The sequence below is a fragment of the Lysobacter niastensis genome (assembly GCF_015453285.1).
Lineage (GTDB): Bacteria > Pseudomonadota > Gammaproteobacteria > Xanthomonadales > Xanthomonadaceae > Lysobacter_J > Lysobacter_J niastensis.
Genome location: NZ_JADLZT010000008.1, coordinates 134,815 through 154,410, shown reverse-complemented (window position 1 = coordinate 154,410; position 19,596 = coordinate 134,815). Strand labels below are relative to the sequence as shown.

The window sequence follows — 19,596 nt, the reverse complement described above, 5'->3', positions numbered from 1 at the left end:
AGCCCTACACGTAGATCATCCGGCCCACGGTTTCGATATACCCCGGCGTCATCACCGTCCCGGGTGGCGTGCCGGCGATGTCAGCGGCGGAGGTCGGTGGCGGCACCTGGGTTGGCGAGACCGTTTCCGCGAGCGCGGCCTTCGTGGGCGAGGCAGTGGATGGGGGCGGTGTCTCCGTGCGCTGGCAGCTGGCGAGAAGCAGCGTACTCGACACGAATGTAGCGACGGCAATATGCAGCGAGCGCATGGCATTTCCCCTGAAGAGTGACACTAGACGAACACCGCGGCCGGCAATGCGGCGGCAATGGTGCCGGCCGCCGCGCTCAGCCTGGACACAGGCGGCCGGAAATATCGCTTCATGCCCCCGCAGGAGTGACGGCATGGTGAAGTCCGCTTGTGGCCGGAAGCGGTCGTTGAAGTACGGCAGTCGCTAGCCCCGCGCCAGAAAAAACGGCGGAGCAATAGCCCCGCCGTTCTTTCTAGCTCACCGCAACATCATTACAGCTTGGTCGGGATGTTGACCTTGTCGATGCCGTGGATGACGCCGTTACTCGAGCCGATGTCGGCCGAGGTGACCAGCGCGCCGTCGATGCTGACCTTGTCGTCGGTCATCTTGATCGGAGCGGACTGGCCATTGACCGTCTTGGCCGTATCCCATTTGCCGATGTCGGCTACGAGCTTGCGGCCATTGACGACGTGGTAGTTAAGCAGCGAAACAAGTTCTTCCTTGTTCTCGGGCTTGAAAAGATTCTCCAACTTCCCGACCGGCAACTTGTCGAACGCGGCATCGGTCGGGGCAAAGACGGTGAACGGGCCCGTGCCACGCAGGGTTTCGTTCATGCCGGCGCGTTCGATGGCCTTGCCGAAGGTCTTGAACGACCCGTTGGCGGCGGCGGTATCGACGAGGTTCTTGGTGCTGGGGGTATTGGTCATGGTGTTCATAAGATTGCCTTTGGAGTGTGATTCGCGGTTGCGAAATCGAAAGCGGCCGAAGCCGTGGCCCCTGCCGGTGGCAGGGACGCGAGGCTCAGTGCGGAGAAATGGGGGGGAAGTGCAGCGCGGCTGAGTGGCCGTTACGACATTGCGTCGTAGTGCCAAGGGAGAGTGCGCCTTGCGTTGTTACTTAGATGTTATCTGGACCACGCTTCATGGGAGGGTGGTCACCTGACATTGTGCATTGCCGCTGGCGCCACGGGATCGTGCCCGCTCACGACGAGCAGACGAGCATGCTTCCTGCTCCCATCAAGTTCTCGTGGGTCGCCGAGAACGGCAGCTCGACGCCGAAGCTACGGCGCCATTCGGAGGTTACCCCAAGGACCTCCGACCGGGACGATGATCTTGCTTGCTCCCTCTAGTGCCGCTTGGCCTGAACAAATCGCTTCCTCAGCGAAAGTGCATTGTTCGTCGAAGCGCGGCATTCGCCCTCATCCTGCGCTAATGAGAAAAGGCGAATACTTGCTGCCGACGGGGACTCGTGTTTCTGGAAGCGGGGTCTTCAACGTAACGGCACTCGCGTAACCGAGCAGCCTGACGCCGCCGTTTGCCCGACGCCTAAGCGTCCAACCGATACTGATTCAGGACCAAAGCAGATGAGCACACTGCATGGCCATGAAAGCGAAGCAAAAATGGCACGCGGCGAGCTGCGCAAACCTGAAAGCCGCGCGGATCAGCCTGGTCAACGGGCGCCGCCAGACGATGACAACGAGCGCGATACGAGCCGGGACCACAAGCCGGAGCGGAGAGCCGAGCCTCGACGAGGTGACAAAGCACCTTGACCGCTCGCCTAGTTAGGCTCTTCTTCAAACGTCCGCTTGGGGTTCCTCCCGCGTCCTCTAGATCCTCATGAACCAGTTCACCACCATCGCGAGTTTGTTGTTTGCAGCCGCGATCGCGGCAGAAACCGTGATATGGCTTGCATTTCTGCATCGATTGAAGGTGCGGCATCCACAGCAATGGCTGCATGCCGAGCAGCCCATCATTTGGCGAGACAGGACTGTATTGAGTGCGCGCAGCACGATGCTCTATCTGCACCACCGTGAGTATTTGGACAGCTTGGATGGAGATGGCATTCGTTACTGCGGTCGCTACCGGACCCTCATGTTGGCCGCGTACTGGTTCACGGCTATCACGGGCATTGCGGCACTCACGACATTGGCGCTCTATGGTTGGTGAGATGCGGGATGATGGGCGAAGCCCCGCTATTTCCTATACTCAGTCACGACTGGATAACGGCAACTGGCGCATGATCATATGGCACTAAGGCGCCGGTTGTAACGGCCACTCGGCGCCGCATCCCCTTCATGCCGCATCACCAATCCCTGCTGTCGGCCGACAGAGGGTAAGTTGTCGACCTTCCCAATAACATGCACGTTCAGTATGGGCACTATTGATCCCATGCCGTGCGTTGAAAGTTGACAGGTATCGACGAGTGGGGGGCAACCTACTCGATGCCGTTCGGGAGAGGTCCCATGACTACTCAAGTCTCAGAACGAATTTCCCTGTACCTGGCTCAGCCGGCTTGCGACGACGAAGACGAGTTCGCGACGCAGCGGGCTGAGAACGAAGGGATGCCCAGCCTTGTGCCTAAGAGTGTTGCGAATCCGAACCTCTTCGACCGGGTGTCCATGCGTCTGCGAAGCGGTCTTGCTTGGTTCACAAAGGAGCAAGAGTTGACGCTTGAGCAGCTGCTTGCTGATATCAAGGCGATGTCGCTTATCGATGCGCGGATAGGCAAGCAGTCCGCATCTCTGATGTTCCTGATGGCTTCGGATATCAGGGACGCCAAGCATTTCTCGATCGATAGCAGCCTTAGCGCAAGGTCAATGCGTGCATGGCGTCAACGCTACAACGGGCTGGAGCGCTTCCTGCGGTGACGCGGGAGCACCACTGCGGCGCATTGGCGGACAAGAGTCGGGACTTTCCGCCGCCGCTTGAGTCTTCTGCGACAACGTCCATCACAAGGCCGTTCCCGGCCAAGAGAGACATCACGAGCAAGAACACGTGCTGGAGAGACGTTATGAACGGCACAACTAAACCATTGTTAACCGACACCCTTAGATCGATACCAGGATTCTTCGGCATTCGTCTCGGTTCCGAGCCTGCGTATCACATGGAAGGCATCGTTGGGCACGTGGAGATCAGGCGATACGCGCCGGCATTGCTTGCTCATGTCTTCGCGGAAGGAGGCCACGACGCAGCTGTGGGAGCGGCCCGAGAGAAGCTGGCCGACTACATACATGGCGACAATGAGAGTCGAGAGAAGATGGAGATGACCTCGCCGATCTTCCAAACGACTGGCGAGTTCAGGATGTTCCCAATCCCGCTGCGTAAGCAGCCGAATCAGGATGGATGGACGGTTGCATTCTTCCTCTCGAATCATCTTGACGCCGGCGAGGCTCCACTTCCAGATGATCCTGCAATTGGCATTCTTGAGTCTCCAGAAGTTCTTGTTGCGACGCTCCGCTATAACGGATACGACACTGAGGAGCACCGATCTCTCGCAAAGGAAGAACTGATCCTGGCGCTAGCGGGATCGAGGTGGACGGTTATCGATCATGTCCTGTGGGCGAGCTATGACCAGACATTCGCAATCCCGCATTTTAGAAGGAATGAAGTTCAAGCCCTTGTCGCTCGTACTAGCTAGCGAGTCGAGCTCCGATGCGCCTGCGCCGACGGCAGAGACCGATCATGAACGGAACCTGGAAGGTGTCGGAGCCGATCTGACCTCGGCCTAGAGGTTGGCGGAATCTCTGCTTTTGGCCGTGAGCGGACATCGCCTGCCGCTGGTCAGCAGCGGCCATAAGATCAGCCCGGCCCAGTCCGAGCGATCAATCTCCGGCTCTTTCTGCATAGCCTCCTTGGACGCTCCGTCCTCAACGACCTGTTCGGCTAACAGCTTCTTCAGCTCGCCTCCTACGTCTCCTTTACGAGGCATTGCTGGAGCCGTGCTTGCGCCACAGGTCTAGCCCCACACTGCCGCCCCCACCACCTCGTCCAGATCCCGAGCCAACCGATCGAAGCAGTGGGCCAGCGCGAGCGGACATAGCGGCAGCTCGTCCGCACCGGTGTCGGTGCGTGGTTCGGTGAGGCGCGCGAGCAGGCGCAGGTGGTCGCGGGTCTGGACCAGGGCCAGGTGGGCGTCTTCGGGGAGCACGTAGCCCATCGGCGCGTTGGCCTTGGGCGTGGCGGGGTTGGTGCGATGATCCTTTCGCATCTCGATTCTCCAGGCAGCCTTGCCGGCTTGCGTCGCGGACGCGACGCAAGGTGTCGGGAGGTTCGAAACCGCACATGGTCGGCGGGCGTATTCCCCTTGCGGGTGTTGTATTAGCCGCCCTCCCGACGCAGAGACTTTCAGCGTCGGCGCACCCGCAGTACGGGCACAAAAAACCCACCGGTCTTTCGGAGGTGGGTACCGCCATGTGTCGGAGTTTCGACGCTCCTTGCAAGCGAATCTGCTACCGGCACTGCGAGCACGTCAAGGCACATTTGCGTGGATCGCCGGTGTCACAGTCGCGCACTGCATCCACACTGGCCCCGCTCCCTCGCCGACCCGTCGGCATGCAGCAACCGTCCGCACGGATCGCGGCGGAGCAAGGACCGTCCGGCACATCCGGACTCGCTAAAAGGACGCAAGGAAACCGCTATGCAAAACCTCATCCAAGTGAATCTGACGGACCCGCAGGTTGCCGAACTCGACGCCGCCATCGCCACGTTGCGCGCGATCTTCGCGCAGATGCTGGCACTGCAGCCGCAGCAGCGGCGCGAGCTGACCAAGATGGGCGAGAAGTCCGAAGTGTTCTGTCGTCAAACGCTCGCAGTGCTCGCCGCGAACCCGCAGATCGTGCCCGGTACGGTCAACGTGGGCATGGCGATGGGCGACTTGGCCGCACTCGACCTGCTGCGTCCGCGCCTGCTGCAACTGAAGCAGCAGGTGGAACGCCTGGACGACACCGTGCTGGCCTTGGGCAGCGACGTGATCGCCTGTTCGCTGGAGGGTTACGCCCTGCTGAAGGTGGCCGGCAAGAACGAAGCCCTGAAAGCCGCCCGCCGTGATCTGTCAGGGCGTTTCAACCGGAGCGCACCGTCGCCGTCGGAAAAGCCGGCCGACCCGGTCTCCGCGTAGAGGCAAGGCCCTCTGTAACGCCTCGCGGGAGCCACCCCGACAGGCGCGTTGACTGTTCGAGCCCGGCGCGTGGAGCTCCCCCACTCCGCGCGCCGGGCTTTTTGCTCGGCGCGTGGTGAAACTTTCACCACCGCCCGAGCTCAGAGCTCGGCATCCGTGACTATTTGCTCGGGCGATGGAGCTCAGGTGCTCGGACGTCCGAGCAATCTGCTCGGCAACTGTGACTATTTGCTCCGACGATGGAGCTCAGAGCTCGGGCGATGGAGCTATTTGCTCGGCGAGTGGGGCTTGGAGCTCCATGCATTCGGCCGCGATCGCAGATCGGAACTGAAACAGTGATCGGCACTACATGATGGCCGCCCCACCCCAATAGGCTCCCGCAAGAGCGAAGCGGATTCGTACTCTGCCAATGGGATCGGACCTACCTGGCAGCCGTGCAGTGCGTATGATTGTGATATCTGTCGGAATACGTTGGGACCTGTTCGGATGGCAGACGTAGTCTCCCCCGAAGTCCGATCCCGGATGATGGCGTCGATCCGGTCTCGCAATACAAAGCCGGAGATGCTCGTCCGAAGATTTCTCCACCGCCTGGGGTTTCGCTATCGGCTATCGCCACGAGACCTTCCGGGACGGCCAGATTTGGCTCTTCCGCGCCACAAAGTGGCCGTTTTCGTTCATGGCTGCTTCTGGCACGGCCACCACGGGTGCCGCTTCGCGACTGTCCCTGCCACCAGAACAGATTTCTGGGTGGCGAAGATCGCAGCCAACAAGGTCAGAGACCATGCGAACGAAGAGAAGCTTCGCGATCTGGGATGGCGGGTTGCCGTCGTCTGGGAGTGCGCGCTGAGGTCCAATAGCGATCACGCGATTGGTCGCGTGGTCGACTTCATAACTTCCAACCAAAGATCGATCGAAGTTCCAGATTGAGGATCAAGGCTTCAGATACGAGTGCACGACGCCCGCAATCTGCCGAGCCATCCAGGGAGGTACGGCGTTACCCACCTGCTTGAACTGCGCTCCGCGAGATCCCTCGAAGAAATAGTTGTCTGGGAAAGTCTGGAGGCGTGCGGCCTCGCGAACAGACAGGCTGCGAAGCTGACTCGGGTCGTGATGAATGAAGTAGTGCCCATCCTTGCAGAGATGGCTTGTTACCGTCGAGCTCGGTGCACCGGACAGCTGGACCTTGAAGCGGTCAACAAATTTTCCACTCTTCCAGTTCTTGTGCTTTGGATAGAGGGCTGAGGGAAACTCTTTCGCCCCACGGGGAGAATGCCCATGAACTCGCGCAAATGCCGACGCGAAGGCATAGCGTTTCAGGTCCGAAGCCATGTGCTCTCGCACCTCGTGGTTCAGAACGCCATCCAGCCTCGGGTCGATCAGCCACGACCTCAGGTGATCGGGAACTCTATCCCCGTCAGTCGCTCCCTTAATCCAGCGCCCCCCCATTCCCGGGTCGCGCTTTTTCACGCTCGCGGCAAACTTCTCCAGCTTGGCGGCGACAGCTTCGTCGTTGGATGCGTCGCGCGCCTTTTCCAGCACGTACTCTGCGAATTCGCACCAACTTCCGACCTCACGGTCTGTAACGCCACTGCGAAGCTTCGGAAGACCGTCGATGACGTCGGAAACGCCGAATCGCTCACTGAGTGGAACAAGGCGCTTGCCTTTGGCCGGGTCGATGCCCTCGATCAATCCGAGAAGCACCACGCGATGCCTTGCTTGGGGAACGCCCAACTCCTCGGCTCGAAGGATGAAGCGCTTTCCCGCCACATCTTTGTCGGAGTCGTGATTCGAAATGACCAACGGAACGATCTGGTATCTCGGCCCATTCCGACCACCAGGTTGATGCAAGTCCTCGAGAATCCGAGGGAACATCAACTCACCACCGACCTTGGACGAAAGGATGCCCTTGACGTTCTCCATTACGAACGCCGCGGGCCTGAATTCCTTCAGGATCTTCAGGTAGTGCGTGTAAAGGAAATGGCGGTGATCCTCTTCGGCCTTGTATCCGGCCTTGCCCAAGTTCCTGGACCTGCCGACAAGCGAGTACGCCTGGCACGGTGGACCACCAATAAGAACCCAGGGCTGATCACGTTGAGCGACGGGGCGAATTCTTTCGCGGAGGAACGCATCATGGTCCGGAACACCCAATGTCAACTGCCGCGCCTCTTCCCCTGCCGCGACCCATTGCGCTTCCGTCGCATCGGTCCAAGGCTGGCCGGTACGCCCAGCCACGTAATCGTAATAGCTCGCCGGCGCCTCACCTGGTGCGAATTGCCTGAAGAACGCGCGCAAGCGAAGCGTCCTCGCTGCATTGCTTTCCATCTCAGCCGAAATAGCAATTCGGAAAGGGGCAGCCTGCGACGAGGGCTTTGGCACAAAGGCTGAGAAACCCTCACCCAGCCCGCCAGGACCGGCAAAAATGTCGACTACGGGTATTTGCATATTCGGAACGCGAGCACGAAAAATGAGGCCGGACGGCCTCAGCTCCAGGATCGCACGAACCCTGGAATTGTCAACAGGCCGTAAGCGAGTCAGCGCTGATCGACTCCCAGGCCAAGTCGAAGCTCGAAGCCACCAAGGTGTCCAGTTCCGCGGCAGGAAGGCCAGCGAGATCCACAATCTCGTTTCGGAGCCTGATCAGCTTGGTAGCCCTCCGCATGACATCCTCCATATTCCCGCGCCCGATCTTGCCAGCCATTCGCACCCAGCACTCCGCCAACGCGACGGCGAGCGGCCTGTTTCCGGCGATTGATGCGCGCTCGAATATCTGGACGGCAGCGTCCTCGCTCAACTCCTGAACGAGCCCCCATCGAGCAACGTGATGCTCCCCTCGATCCAGAACAGTCCCTCTGGACCACAAGCGCTGGAGCGCGTTGCGAACGCCGCCCTCAAACCGGTGCTGCCCGCGGTCGGGGAACCGCCATGCGACAAGATCGGGAACCACGATAGTCGCGATGTACGCCCACACGTCGTCCCGCAAGGCTTCTCCGGTTGCGAGGTCCGGATGAGCAGCCAGGTAGATGGCTGCCTCACGGTCGAACTTCGAGCGAGCCACCTGACTGGGGTTCCCGGGAAACCCCGAATTGATGGCGATTTCCCTTAAGGCCGCCCCAACGTTCCACGCAAGTTCTTCCGCGCGATTGCCGCCACTGGCGGCAAAGGACCGCATCGACGCGCCGTCTTCCAGAATTGCTTTCGCCCCCTCCGGCGTCGGCGCCACCGAGCCCGCCGACTCCAGAACCGCCGACACGCCGAGCGAGGTGAGGCGAGGCATCAACAGAATGCTCATTGTTGAGACCCCTTCGTCTCCATTGCGGCAAGGATCGCGGCCCGGAATGTGCCCGGCTTCTGATCGCATAGGGCTTTGATGCTCCCGACTTCCTGGCTTGGGAATGCGAAGTCGAGCCATTGCTGAACCTGCTGCCCAACAGAGCCTTCCCCACACTCTGCCAAGAGCTCAGCGGCATCTTCTTTAGCAATCACGGATTCCACCATCTGCGACACAACATCCCCCAAGATCGCCTGAAGAGTGGGGGCGTCACCTTCGACAAAGCGCGCAAGAACGTCAGGTCGGTCCGAGTTCACATAGAGCCTGACGCATGCGGAGAAATCCGCCTGAAGCACGCCGGGCGTCCAGTGCAGATACCAAGGCGCGTTCTCGTGCGGTTTCCCTTTGAATATTTCGGTGAAACTCGCAGTCTCCAGAGGAAAGCGGGAATCGCCTCCATCTTCGATCAGGATGTCCTGTCGCGATTGCCACAAGCGAGCCCCCTGAACCTGGGGGGAAAGCACTGTGCCACCTTCACATGGGGCAACGAGAGTTACCACCAGGGAAAGCCGCAACCGGCCCGACAGATTGCTACCCAAGACAACCGCTGAAAGATGGGATTCTCGGATGGAGCTATCGACAACCCTTTCGCAAAGACGGTCCTGTCTGCGGGGCAGGTTGCCCGTGCCGGTACCTGCGATAAGGCACAGCTTGAGCTTGAGCGCGGAAATCGGAAGCTGCAACGCAGCGGCAGCAGCAGCCCAGTCAATCGTTACAGAAGCCCCAACCTCAAGATCCCGGGCGTAGTCCCAGTTCTCCAGCAAGGCCCCTGCCGCAGCCAACGGAGCCCCGGGATCCCCGATCATCCATCCTCCGAAGGAGACAACACCATCGGGCAGAACTAGGAACGGAAATGCAATCCGAGAACTCATTCAGGCCTCCCGGATTTGAGTTGGAGCCTCACGCCGACGGCGGCTTCTTTTACAGTGGGCACAAGCATCTCGACCGTTCCACCGTCTCGCCCGACCTTGATCCAGGGACCTTCCACGGCCTTTCTCAGGCCGCCCAGCAGGATCTGCGAAACATTCAACTCGAACCCTTCAGGCAGGTCGGCTGCATCTGTAGAGCCCCCATCAACCACCAGGTAGGGGGCAACAATCAAATGCAGGTTCGCGTCCGACCCATCGTTGTGCAGCTCCGCACTGAACTTGGCCAAGGGTCGACCTGCAGCATCTAGCTGCAATCCCTCGAACTTCGGCGCTGAAACGGCAAGCGACTTCCGAGGCAATACAGCGCCAGGCTTGCGTGGTGGCCTACCCGGCCCCGTGGCGGATACAGCATCCAGGAACGCTCCCATCCTGGCGGCAGTCGCCGCCAGGGACGGGCCAGCTTCAACTGATGCTGTGGCGGGTAGCGCGTGACTGCTCGGCGGCCGAGCGATCTCATTAAGTCGTCTCAGAGCAACGCGGACGAATGTCTTTGCGTTCCCTTTCGGAAGGTTGTCAGGAATCCAGTCGTCGTGTGCAGGAGGTTCCGCAAGTGCAAATGCCTCCTCGATCTCGTCACTATCCGAACAGATGAAGACACCAGCCCAGTCGAAGCGGCGGTCCGGAAGCGGATCCCCCTCGATGTACTTGACCACCAGCTCGACAGGCCGCATCAGCGCGATATGACTGGCCTGCTTTGGAATCAACGACCCCTCCCTTGTGGCCGGCCAGCGTCGCTCTGCACGCAGCCCATTCTTTCGGACGAGATTGCCGAGCTGCTTCCTGGCGTTGCCGCACACAATTGACTGAAGATCAGCTCCCTTGGCTCGGTGCTCCGACATCGCCGAGGCAAAGAGGTCCAGCGGTGGAAATTCCTCGGGACTCGGCACAGGAACGCTTTCGCCTTCAAGCTCCACTTCCACTGTGAGCCTTCTTGCTTGTGGCGTAGACGAGACCATTCTGGGCCAGAAGTTCCACAGCACGGTTTCGACGATGTCTTCAATCGCCGACTGGGAAGCGTCGTCTCCCAACAGCGGATCAATGATCAGGATGGAGGTGCCCGTCTGAGCACGCCCCCTGGGGAACATCCCTAGCTCTTCGGACAGCGCAGCTGCCCTTTCATCGGTAGCAGGATCAACCGAATCGACACCGTCCCGGATCCCCCACCAATGGCGGCCGGTGTACCGCCGACGCTCGCCATCGCTTCCCGTAGCGTCGAACGCGGCGCCAAGATGACAGGCCATGAGTCGGCGCTCGGCGTGATTGGCGCAGCGAGTCTGACTGTCGACGACGATCGTGGAACAGCTGCTTATCGCGTACAACGAGCTCTTTCCGTACCCGTAGGTACCGCCGCCGTGGTGTGTATCTCTCGCCGCGCCGACGTTACGGAGGAAGTTAACGAAGTTGAGAGGCTCCTCTCCATCGTGTGGTGCATCGGCCCTCGTTGGACCTGAAAGGCCCTCGGTTCCGAAATCGCAGAGCTCAAGAACACGAAGGTCCGACTTGGACAGCGCTGCGTCGATGTCTGCACGCGTCGAGTCGCCGCGCGGTCTCTCTACCAAAACTCCTTCAGAAAGGGCCTTCCGTTGCTCTGCTGTAAGCGTGCGCAGACGAATCAGGACCTTAGGGCCTTCGGCCCCATGGGACGCATCCAGCACGTTCTGGATACCCTCCCTTATCAACGTCTGCAGAAGACCCAGCGTCGGCCGACCCAAGAGACGCTTGAAACCCTCTGCCGCCATGTTGCCTGTCTTTGCGAAGGGTTCACTGTAAAGCTCGAGCCCTCTCACGATGCCATCCTCGAGAAAGCAGCCTTCAACTCAAGTTCCGAGAGTTGAAATTGTCGGGCGACCTTCAGGTCGACCACGTAGACGATAGACTCGATTCCTTCCGGCATAACTCCTCCCGGGAACTGGGTCGACGTGATCCTGGGGAAGCCCGGACCAACCCGATAGCCGCTGGCTTTCTCCAAGGCGTAGGAAACTCTGTTCCATTCGGCCGCATTCGGATCGAGACACCCCATCTCGGCGAGCGCCCTTCCAAGGGCATGCTGCGCAACGCCCGCTGCAATGATCTCATTGCTTAAACTGGAGACGGAGAGCTCGCCGCCATCGGCGCGCTCCACATTCAGATGGACGAGCGAGAGAGTCCCCCCTGCTGGCTCCGAGAGCTGCTCACAGCTGCTGATTGTCACGGACGTGGTGTCGGCGCGGGTAGATGTCTTGACCTCGATCGCGTGCTCCCGCCGACGGAAGTCGTGCCTCTGATCGTATGGTCCGGTCCACGCTTCGATCGCATGCGGAGAGGACTCCACGAGCCACCGAAGTACGAGGAGCTCGCCCAACAGCCCCACGATCTGCGGATCTTTAACCGTTTGTGTCTGAGCATCACGTAAGAGATCACGGAAATCAGCGATTGTCCCCTCCACGGCAGCCACCGGCCCTTGCCCCGTGGATACCCGGTGAACAATCTCGTCGGCAAGCTCCGCGAATACCGTGTCCAGTGCCCGCTCAACGCACATTACGTCGATGAAGAGCGTCTTGCGACCATCGACGTCGTACTTGGACACGGTGACAGCCAGCTTGCCGTTCGATGCTTCCGACTTCAGTGATACACCGGTTCCGCAGGGCACCATCAGGCGTGGCTCACCGCTGGGACCAACCGCGAACCTGATCGGACCGTAGCCGGTTTCGACAAGCGAAGAGAGGCTTGGAACTTCCACTGCACCGTCACCAGCCCCCGAGGCTCGCAGCCTCGCCCAGCGCTCGATAGGCCGCTCAACCATTCTCGTCTCCCTGACTGCCATCATCCTCAAGTTGCTCAGGCGTGGGGACGTCCAGTTCTACCGAGTAGTAGCCACCCGACCTGTCGAGTGCACCCGGAAATACGATGCCGAAGCCGATCAGGTCATCGACGGCATCGAGTGCAACACGAGTGGGGCGTCCGTCTTTTGAAATGGTCGGTGCCGAGGGCTTCGACTCCGCTTCGATGGGATAGAGCAGCAGCAGAGGCACTTGGGGCCTCCGGCCCTTCAGATCCTTCCACTTATCGCCAGGGCTCACGCGCGAATCGTCCGCATCCACCAGGATGTCCCGCATCGACATCAAAGCCTTGATGTCGGCGTACTCCCCTGACTCCGCCAATCTCGATCGCCTGTTGGTCGGGACGTTGCCCAAGAAACCGAGTGCCCGGCTAGAAGCCTGTCCCCTCTCCGGCCCAACAACCGCCACGTTCCAAAAGCCAAGGCCTGCAGCGGCCTTATCCAGGTAGCTCAGGAGCATGTCCTGCTTCAGGTCCAGGTGCTGATCGGAGATCTGGAAATCCAGCAGGAACTTTCGGACAGAGGCCAAGGGGACGGCCTCGAAAACACCGCGTTCGTGGTCGAACTTCCCCTTCGCCTTTGCCTCATCAATGAAGCGACTCGCTGCCGACCAGTTGGAAGACACGATGCCATCCTTTCGATGGTCGAAGCGTATCGTCTGAACGTGCTTGCCCTCGAAGCTGATGCTTGTCCTGTATGCGTGCCGCATCTTGGCGGCTGACGTGATGGCCAGCCCGGGAATCTGGCGAACCTTTACTGCAAACTCGAGGGGAGATGCCTTGCGTTCGCGATAGAAGGCGATGTCCTCCCGAATCTCCTCCTCGATCCGTGCCAGTGCACGAAAGTTCGACACAAGATCCTGCGTCACCCAGAGCCTAGGCAGCTCAGAGTAGCCATGACGGAACCCAAACCAGCGCCCCATCTGAAGCAGGGTGTCGTACTGCTGCGAGGTGCGGAGGAAGTAGGAAACGCACAAGCCTTCCAAGGTCAAGCCACGAGCCAGGACCGAGCCGCCGACGACAATATAGGTCTTGGCCTCGTCCGCATAATTGAGCCGCTCAACGCTTTCGCCATTCTCTACGGCCACTTCCAGCTTGCCGAGCACCTCCTTCAACCAAGGCAGCAGCCCATCGGGATCCAGCGAGTTCTCATCCTTCCCTTCAAGCGGGACGCGGTCGGTTTCGAGTGCCCAGACCTCCTTGAGAAGATCCCAAGCGCCGCCGCTCGCGTTCCTGATCGCGTCAGCATGCAGGGTAAGCCACGCGCGGATCGATTCCGCCATGCGGGTGTGCTGATTGACGTTGGGAGATGTGTGCACAAGCATGGTCATATGGGACCCTGCTTGACCGCGCCGCCGCCGGAGTGCGCTCGTAATTAGGAACCAGAGCAGCGCCCGCTCCAGTTCCTTGGCTATTGCCGGCATGAAGGTTCCGCGATCCTTGTTGCTGGCAGGACGCACCTTTGCCACTTCATCAGCGAGGATGATCCTGATCATGTCGCGCCCGGCCGATGCCCCTTCGTCATTGGCCGCATCGACCGGGTCAAAGCCGAAGACTTCCCTCGCTCCGAAATAGTCCTTCGGTCTCGGCAAGTCAGTAATGAAATCCTCCGGGTACAGATCGTCCAGCTCGTCCTTGTTGTGCGGAAATGGGTTGATGAAGACGTTCGCGAATGGCGTTGCGGTGTAGCCCACATATGAGACTGCTGGCAGGGCCCGAATGATCTTCCTGATCGCCTCGTTGATGCTCGTCATGTCATGCTCTTTCGACGAAGAGTTGACGGATGCTTGGTCGCACTCGTCGTCGATGATCAGCGTCTTGAGTGACCTCAGAACAGTCGGCGGAGTGCGCTCCACTGTCTGCAGAAATGCATTCAGCCTAGATGTCCACTTCTTCATCACGACGAGCTGGGCGCGACCAGTCACCGGCATCGTGAACTGACCGTTGGGCGGCCTAGCGAAATCGCCGTCGTCATCGACGGTCGTGTAGAGCTGCCACATATGGCGATGGCGCTCCACAATGTCGCTGAGCAGACGCCGCTGGGTCTGCGCCCTCAGTTTGTTCGTCACTCCGCCGAGCAGCACGATCAGGTTGTAACCCGCATCGACCGCCTTTGCGATCACGGCAGTCATGTTCGCCGTCTTGCCGGACTGGACATACCCTACGACAAGACCTCTGCAGCGGAACTGTTCTTCCGCCGGATTGGCCAGGAGGGACACGACTTCGCTGGAACTCTCGTCAATGACGCCGATCGACTCGTGATCCCAATTCTTGGCGTTCCGCAGGTAGCCTTGCAAAGCCGGCCAGTGCTGATCAGTAGCTGCAGGACCCGGATACCAGTCGTCGCGCGTTTTGGTAAGCGAGTTTCGCCTAAGAATCTCAACCTTCTGCAGCGTGCTCTGCACTTGACCGAGCGCCTCGGCAAGGTTTGATTCCATTTCGGGCGAGAACGTCCCGGTCACACTCACGATGAAGCTGCGCAGCTCATTGGCAGCAGACTCGGGTGATCCATGTGCAGGCAACCTCTGCCTGATTTCCTTTACGAACTGCTCGATCTGCGGATTCATCGAGCACCCCACAGGATTGCCACGCGCTGCACGTTGCCTGCCTCGGCAAGCAAAGAAACACATCGATCCATCCAAATCCCCCGTAACCCTGTGTTGCCGCCAGTTGCGGCTTCGTCCCTAGGGGGAAGGACAGTGGCGAGACATGTTCGCCCGTCGACCCAGCCGGACCAAACTCCCCCCTGTCCGGATGCTATTCGGGAGATTCAAGTATGTCCAACAGATCACACTTCTCAGCGATCGTGTGCGCGCCTCGGTGGGGTCCATGTGCAAGATCTAGACCAGCGCCAGGCTCGGACCGGCGACTTGTCTGGACATCGGCTGTATCGAGTCCTAGTTCTATCTAACTGCCTTAGCGCCAAGGACCGTAGCGATTGATTGGAACGACGAAGGCGGCCTCTCGGCCGCCTTCTTGCCCTGACCCTAGCTCTCTCCCGCGAGCGGGAGAGGAGATGGTTCCCGCGAGCGCGGGGGTGTTGGCGACTTAAGCCCCAATCGGGTTCGGCTTCTCTCCGTCGATCTTGTACTGCTTGATCGCTCGGGCGACACCCTTGGCCGTCATCTTGCCTTCCGCGGCCAGAGCCGCGATGGCGGCGTGGGCGATGTAGCTGCGGTCCACTTCGAAGTGGCGGCGCAGTTTGGCGCTGGTGTCCGAACGGCCGAAGCCGTCGGTGCCCAGCGCCGTGGACTTCATCGGCACGCACTCGCGGACCCTGGTTGGAGAAGGCGCGCACGTATCGGTAGCACCGCCCCCTGGCAGCCTTCCTTCCTTGCCCTAATCCGCCTTGACCCAGCGGCCATTGTCCTGGGGCACGACTTCGAAGCGCGCCCACTGCCGGAATTCGTCCGCGCCGCTGCTGCCGGACTGCCCTGCCTGATCGCCAGCGACCACGTGATAGCGCAACGGGGCTGTGCCCGCGCCGGTGCCGGGAACGTGTGCAACTCCCGCCTGCAACTGCCGCACGCTCCACAACCGGCCCAGCTTGCCGTTGCTGTAGTAGCGGCCGGGCACGATGGCATCGGGGTGGGTGATGTTGCGCTCGGCGTGCTGCTTGGCCAGTTCCAGCAATTCGGTCAGGTTCTCGGTCGTGATGTCTACATAGGAGTTGAGCTGCTCCATGGCGGCGGAGAAGTCCTCCTGGGTCAACTCGAACTGGCGCTGCGCGGGCTGGGTGATGCGGGAAGGCTGTTGGCGACGGTGCAGGTGCGCGGGATAGCGGCGCCACGCAAACGCGGCATTGAACGCCACGGCCATCGCCAGGATGGCCAGCACGTTCACCAGCACAGGCACCAGCAGGTAGTGGTAACCCAGGGCGTGGATGTCCGGACCGCCGATGACAGCGGTCAGCGCCGTCGCACCGCCGGGCGGGTGGATGCAGCGCAGGTAGTACATGGCGCCCACCGCCAGGCCGACGGCCAACGCCGCGGTCCAGGCGTGGCCCGGTAGCAGGCGCTGGCAGGTGACTCCTATCGCGGCCGAGACCAGATGCCCGCCAATCACGGCCCAGGGCTGCGACAAGGCGCCGTGCGGCACGGCGAAAAGCAGCACGGCCGAAGCGCCCATCGAGCTGATCATCAACACGCCGGCCGGCGTGGCGGCATCGCCCAAAGACCAGCGCGTCAGCCACCAGACGGCCAGGATGCCTATCGCCGCGCCAACGCCGGAGATCCACTTCTCGCCATGCCGGGTGGTGTTGCGCTCGATGCCCAGCAACAGGCGGAGCTCATGCAGAAACGGGGACTGGCTCATTGATGCACGTTGCAGGCAGGAAGGTGGGAACCAGAAAAGAAAAGGCGCCCTCGCGGCCGCCTTTCCCTCTCCCCAACCCTCTCACCTCTGGACACCCTTCGGGCGCCGTAAACGGGAGAGGGGGCATGAAGCATCACGCGCCCAGCGGGTTCGGTTTCTCTCCGTCGATCTTGTACTGCTTGATCGCGCGGGCGACGTCCTTCGCCGTCATCTTGCCTTCCGCGGCCAGCGCGGCAATCGCGGCGTGGGCGATGTAGTTGCGGTCCACTTCGAAGTGGCGGCGCAGGTTGGCGCGGGTATCCGAGCGGCCGAAGCCGTCGGTGCCCAGCGCCGTGTACTTCATCGGCACGAACTCGCGGATCTGGTTGGAGAAGGCGCGCACGTAATCGGTCGCGGCGATCGCCGGGCCCTGGCGGCCTTCCAGCAGCGTGGTGACGTAGGGCTTGCGCTGCGTGCCTTCCGGGTTGAGGCGGTTGTGGCGGATGGCGTCTTCGCCGTCGCGCGCCAACTCGGTGAAGCTGGGGCAGGACCAGATGTCGGCGGTGACGCCGAAATCCTTGTCGAGCATTTCCGCCGCGGCGATGGCTTCGCGCAGGATGGTGCCGGAGCCGAGCAGCTGCACGCGCAGTTCGCCCTTCTTCGGCTTGCCGGCGTCCTTCAGCAGGTACATGCCCTTGATGATGCCCTCGGCTGCACCTTCCGGCATGTCCGGGTGGGTGTAGTTCTCGTTCATCACGGTCATGTAGTAGTACTCGTCCACCTGCTCGGTGAGCATGCGCTGCATGCCGTGCTGCAGGATGACGGCCACTTCGAAACCGAACGTCGGGTCGTAGGCGCGGCAGTTGGGGATGGCGCTGGCCAGCAGGTGGCTGTGGCCGTCCTCGTGCTGCAGGCCCTCACCATTAATGGTGGTGCGGCCGGCGGTGGCGCCGAGCAGGAAGCCGCGCGAGCGCATGTCCGCTGCCTGCCAGGCGCTGTCGCCGATGCGCTGGAAGCCGAACATCGAATAGAAGATGTAGAACGGCAGCATCTGCAGGTCGTTGGTGCTGTAGCTGGTGGCCGCGGCCATCCAGCTGGAGAACGCGCCTGCTTCGGTGATGCCTTCTTCCAGCACCTGGCCGGCCTCGTCCTCGCGGTAGTACATCAGCTGGTCGCGGTCGACCGGCTTGTACTTCTGGCCTTGCGGCGCGTAGATGCCGAGCTGGCGGAACAGGCCTTCCATGCCGAACGTGCGCGCCTCATCGGCGACGATCGGCACGCAGCGCGGGCCGACCTGCTTGTCGCGCAGGATGATGTTGAGCGCCTGCACGAACGACATCGTGGTGCTGATCTCGCGGTCGCCGCTGGACTTGAGCAGGCGGTCGAAGACTTCCAGCTTGGGCGCTTCGAGCGAGGTGCTGGCCTTGCGGCGGCGCTGCGGCAGGAAGCCGCCGAGCGCCTTGCGGCGCTCCATCATGTATTCCACTTCCGGCGACTTCTCGCCCGGGTGGAAGAACGGCACCTTGCCTTCGGCCAGCTGCGCGTCGGTGACCGGGATGTTGAAGCGGTCGCGGAACAGGCGCACGGCTTCGTCGTCGAGCTTCTTGGTCTGGTGGGTCGGGTTGAGCGACTCGCCGGCCGCGCCCATGCCGTAGCCCTTGACCGTCTTGGCCAGGATGACGGTGGGCATGCCCTTGGTGTTCACCGCTTCGTGGTACGCCGCGTAGACCTTGTGCGGATCGTGGCCGCCGCGGTTGAGGCGCCAGATGTCGTCATCGCTGAGGTTGGCGACGAGCTGCGCGGTCTCGGGGTACTTGTTGAAGAAGTGCTCGCGCGTGTACGCGCCGCCGAAGGCCTTGCAGTTCTGGTACTCGCCGTCGACGGTTTCCATCATCAGCTGGCGCAGCTTGCCGGTGGTGTCGCGCGCGAGGAGCGGATCCCAGTAGCTGCCCCAGATCGTCTTGATGACGTTCCAGCCGGCGCCGCGGAACTGGCCTTCCAGCTCCTGGATGATCTTGCCGTTGCCGCGCACCGGACCGTCGAGGCGCTGCAGGTTGCAGTTGATGACGAAGACCAGGTTGTCGAGGCCTTCGCGGCCGGCGACCGAGATCGCGCCCAGGCTCTCGGGCTCGTCGGTTTCGCCGTCGCCGAGGAACGCCCAGACCTTGCGGTCGGTCTTCGGCATCAGGCCGCGGCCTTCCAGGTACTTCCAGTTGCGCGCCTGGTAGATGGCGGCGAGCGGGCCCAGGCCCATCGACACGGTGGCGACCTGCCAGTAGTCCGGCATCAGCCACGGGTGCGGGTAGGAGCTGATGCCGCGGCCGTCGACTTCCATGCGGAAGTGGTCGAGCTGCGATTCGCTGATGCGGCCTTCGAGGAACGAGCGCGCGTAGATGCCGGGCGAGCTGTGGCCCTGCACGCCGATGATGTCGCCGGGGTGGTCGCCTTCCGGGCCGCGCCAGAAGTGGTTGAAACCGACGTCATAGAGCGTGGCCGCCGACGCGAAGCTGGCGATGTGGCCGCCGAGGTCACCGGGCTTGCGGTTGGCGCGCACGACCATGGCCAGCGCGTTCCAGCGCAGGATCGAACGGATGCGCCATTCCATCGCGTGGTCGCCGGGGCTCTTTGCCTCCAGGTGCGCGGGAATGGTGTTGACGTATTCGGTGGTCGGCGAGAACGGAAGATGCGCGCCGGCGCGGCGCGTGACCTCGACCATGCCCTCGAGCAGCTGATGGGCGCGCTGCGCGCCTTCGCGCTCGATGACGGCCTGGACGGACTCGATCCACTCGCGGGTCTCGGTCGGGTCCGGGTCGTTCTGAAGCAGGTCGTGGATGACGGCGTGGAGAGAAGTCATTTACATCGCGGCCCCGTGGCCGCGCCTCGTTGTGGGGCGGGGATTAGAGCCCCGATTCTAACAGCGAAGGACGGGTCGTCCGACCCTGTGGGCGGCCCAGTTGGCAACGTTTGCAAGGTATTCGGGCTGATGTCGTGTGGACATGGGGGGACGTGCGGGGGTGGATGGTTGGGAGCCCGCAACGTCTTGGGAACCGCCCCCTCTCCCGCTTTCGGGAGAGGGTTGGGGTGAGGGTGCTCTTCGACGCCTGATC

16 protein-coding genes and 1 pseudogene are annotated in these 19,596 nt (G+C 61.5%); 5 read left to right on the top strand and 12 right to left on the bottom strand.

The window, feature by feature from the left end:
- Positions 1–4 precede the first annotated feature (4 nt).
- Positions 5–247, bottom strand: coding sequence for a hypothetical protein (locus IU514_RS19025; RefSeq protein WP_228760768.1), 243 nt, complete (start codon positions 245–247; stop codon positions 5–7).
- Between the two features lie 251 nt (positions 248–498).
- The gene (locus IU514_RS15065) at positions 499–933 is read right to left on the bottom strand and encodes a fasciclin domain-containing protein (RefSeq protein ID WP_228760767.1); all 435 of its coding nucleotides are present in this window, start codon (positions 931–933) and stop codon (positions 499–501) included.
- Between the two features lie 909 nt (positions 934–1,842).
- Between IU514_RS15065 and IU514_RS15060 the strand changes: the two genes are divergently transcribed.
- From IU514_RS15060 to IU514_RS15050, 3 genes are all read left to right on the top strand, one after another.
- Positions 1,843–2,172 (top strand): hypothetical protein, encoded by a 330-nt coding sequence (locus tag IU514_RS15060; protein WP_194931958.1) that lies wholly within the window; start codon positions 1,843–1,845, stop codon positions 2,170–2,172.
- 296 nt (positions 2,173–2,468) lie between these two features.
- A complete protein-coding gene (locus IU514_RS15055; protein WP_194931957.1) occupies positions 2,469–2,873 on the top strand; it encodes a hypothetical protein in 405 nt (134 codons plus the stop codon).
- Positions 2,874–3,016: 143 nt separating this feature from the next.
- Positions 3,017–3,643: an SOUL family heme-binding protein gene (locus tag IU514_RS15050; RefSeq protein ID WP_194931956.1), complete on the top strand. Its 627-nt coding sequence runs from the start codon at positions 3,017–3,019 to the stop codon at positions 3,641–3,643.
- A gap of 318 nt (positions 3,644–3,961) precedes the next feature.
- On the opposite strand, the gene IU514_RS15045 is transcribed toward IU514_RS15050, so the two are convergent.
- Complete coding sequence (locus IU514_RS15045; RefSeq protein WP_228760766.1) at positions 3,962–4,213, bottom strand: XAC0095 family protein; 252 nt, start codon at positions 4,211–4,213, stop codon at positions 3,962–3,964.
- A gap of 429 nt (positions 4,214–4,642) precedes the next feature.
- Between IU514_RS15045 and IU514_RS15040 the strand changes: the two genes are divergently transcribed.
- Positions 4,643–5,122 (top strand): hypothetical protein, encoded by a 480-nt coding sequence (locus tag IU514_RS15040; RefSeq protein WP_194931955.1) that lies wholly within the window; start codon positions 4,643–4,645, stop codon positions 5,120–5,122.
- A 486-nt stretch (positions 5,123–5,608) separates the two neighbouring features.
- Positions 5,609–6,049, top strand: coding sequence for a very short patch repair endonuclease (locus IU514_RS15035; RefSeq protein WP_194931954.1), 441 nt, complete (start codon positions 5,609–5,611; stop codon positions 6,047–6,049).
- A gap of 3 nt (positions 6,050–6,052) precedes the next feature.
- On the opposite strand, the gene IU514_RS15030 is transcribed toward IU514_RS15035, so the two are convergent.
- The 9 genes and pseudogenes from IU514_RS15030 to aceE (IU514_RS14990) all read right to left on the bottom strand — a co-directional run bounded on the left by IU514_RS15030 (position 6,053) and on the right by aceE (IU514_RS14990) (position 19,343).
- Positions 6,053–7,414 carry a DNA cytosine methyltransferase gene (locus tag IU514_RS15030; RefSeq protein ID WP_228760765.1) on the bottom strand — a complete coding sequence of 454 codons (1,362 nt, stop codon included), beginning with the start codon at positions 7,412–7,414 and terminating at the stop codon, positions 6,053–6,055.
- A 220-nt stretch (positions 7,415–7,634) separates the two neighbouring features.
- Positions 7,635–8,411 (bottom strand): DUF6339 family protein, encoded by a 777-nt coding sequence (locus IU514_RS15025; RefSeq protein WP_194931952.1) that lies wholly within the window; start codon positions 8,409–8,411, stop codon positions 7,635–7,637.
- Positions 8,408–9,322, bottom strand: a complete 915-nt coding sequence (locus IU514_RS15020; protein WP_194931951.1) for a hypothetical protein — start codon at positions 9,320–9,322, stop codon at positions 8,408–8,410. Before IU514_RS15020 ends, IU514_RS15025 begins: the two co-directional genes overlap by 4 nt.
- On the bottom strand, positions 9,319–11,166 hold the full coding sequence (locus tag IU514_RS15015) for a hypothetical protein (RefSeq protein WP_194931950.1): 1,848 nt from the start codon (positions 11,164–11,166) through the stop codon (positions 9,319–9,321). Before IU514_RS15015 ends, IU514_RS15020 begins: the two co-directional genes overlap by 4 nt.
- Positions 11,163–12,185 (bottom strand): PD-(D/E)XK motif protein, encoded by a 1,023-nt coding sequence (locus IU514_RS15010; protein WP_194931949.1) that lies wholly within the window; start codon positions 12,183–12,185, stop codon positions 11,163–11,165. Before IU514_RS15010 ends, IU514_RS15015 begins: the two co-directional genes overlap by 4 nt.
- A complete protein-coding gene (locus IU514_RS15005; RefSeq protein ID WP_194931948.1) occupies positions 12,154–14,763 on the bottom strand; it encodes a Z1 domain-containing protein in 2,610 nt (869 codons plus the stop codon). The genes IU514_RS15010 and IU514_RS15005 overlap by 32 nt, the downstream gene beginning before the upstream one ends.
- Positions 14,764–15,244: 481 nt before the next feature.
- Positions 15,245–15,535, bottom strand: a pseudogene (gene aceE, locus IU514_RS15000) (pyruvate dehydrogenase (acetyl-transferring), homodimeric type); the annotation flags it as partial.
- Entirely contained in the window at positions 15,536–16,510 is a 975-nt protein-coding gene (locus IU514_RS14995; RefSeq protein ID WP_194931947.1) for an HPP family protein, read from the bottom strand.
- 133 nt (positions 16,511–16,643) lie between these two features.
- On the bottom strand, positions 16,644–19,343 hold the full coding sequence (gene aceE, locus IU514_RS14990; RefSeq protein ID WP_194931946.1) for a pyruvate dehydrogenase (acetyl-transferring), homodimeric type: 2,700 nt from the start codon (positions 19,341–19,343) through the stop codon (positions 16,644–16,646).
- Positions 19,344–19,596 lie beyond the last annotated feature (253 nt).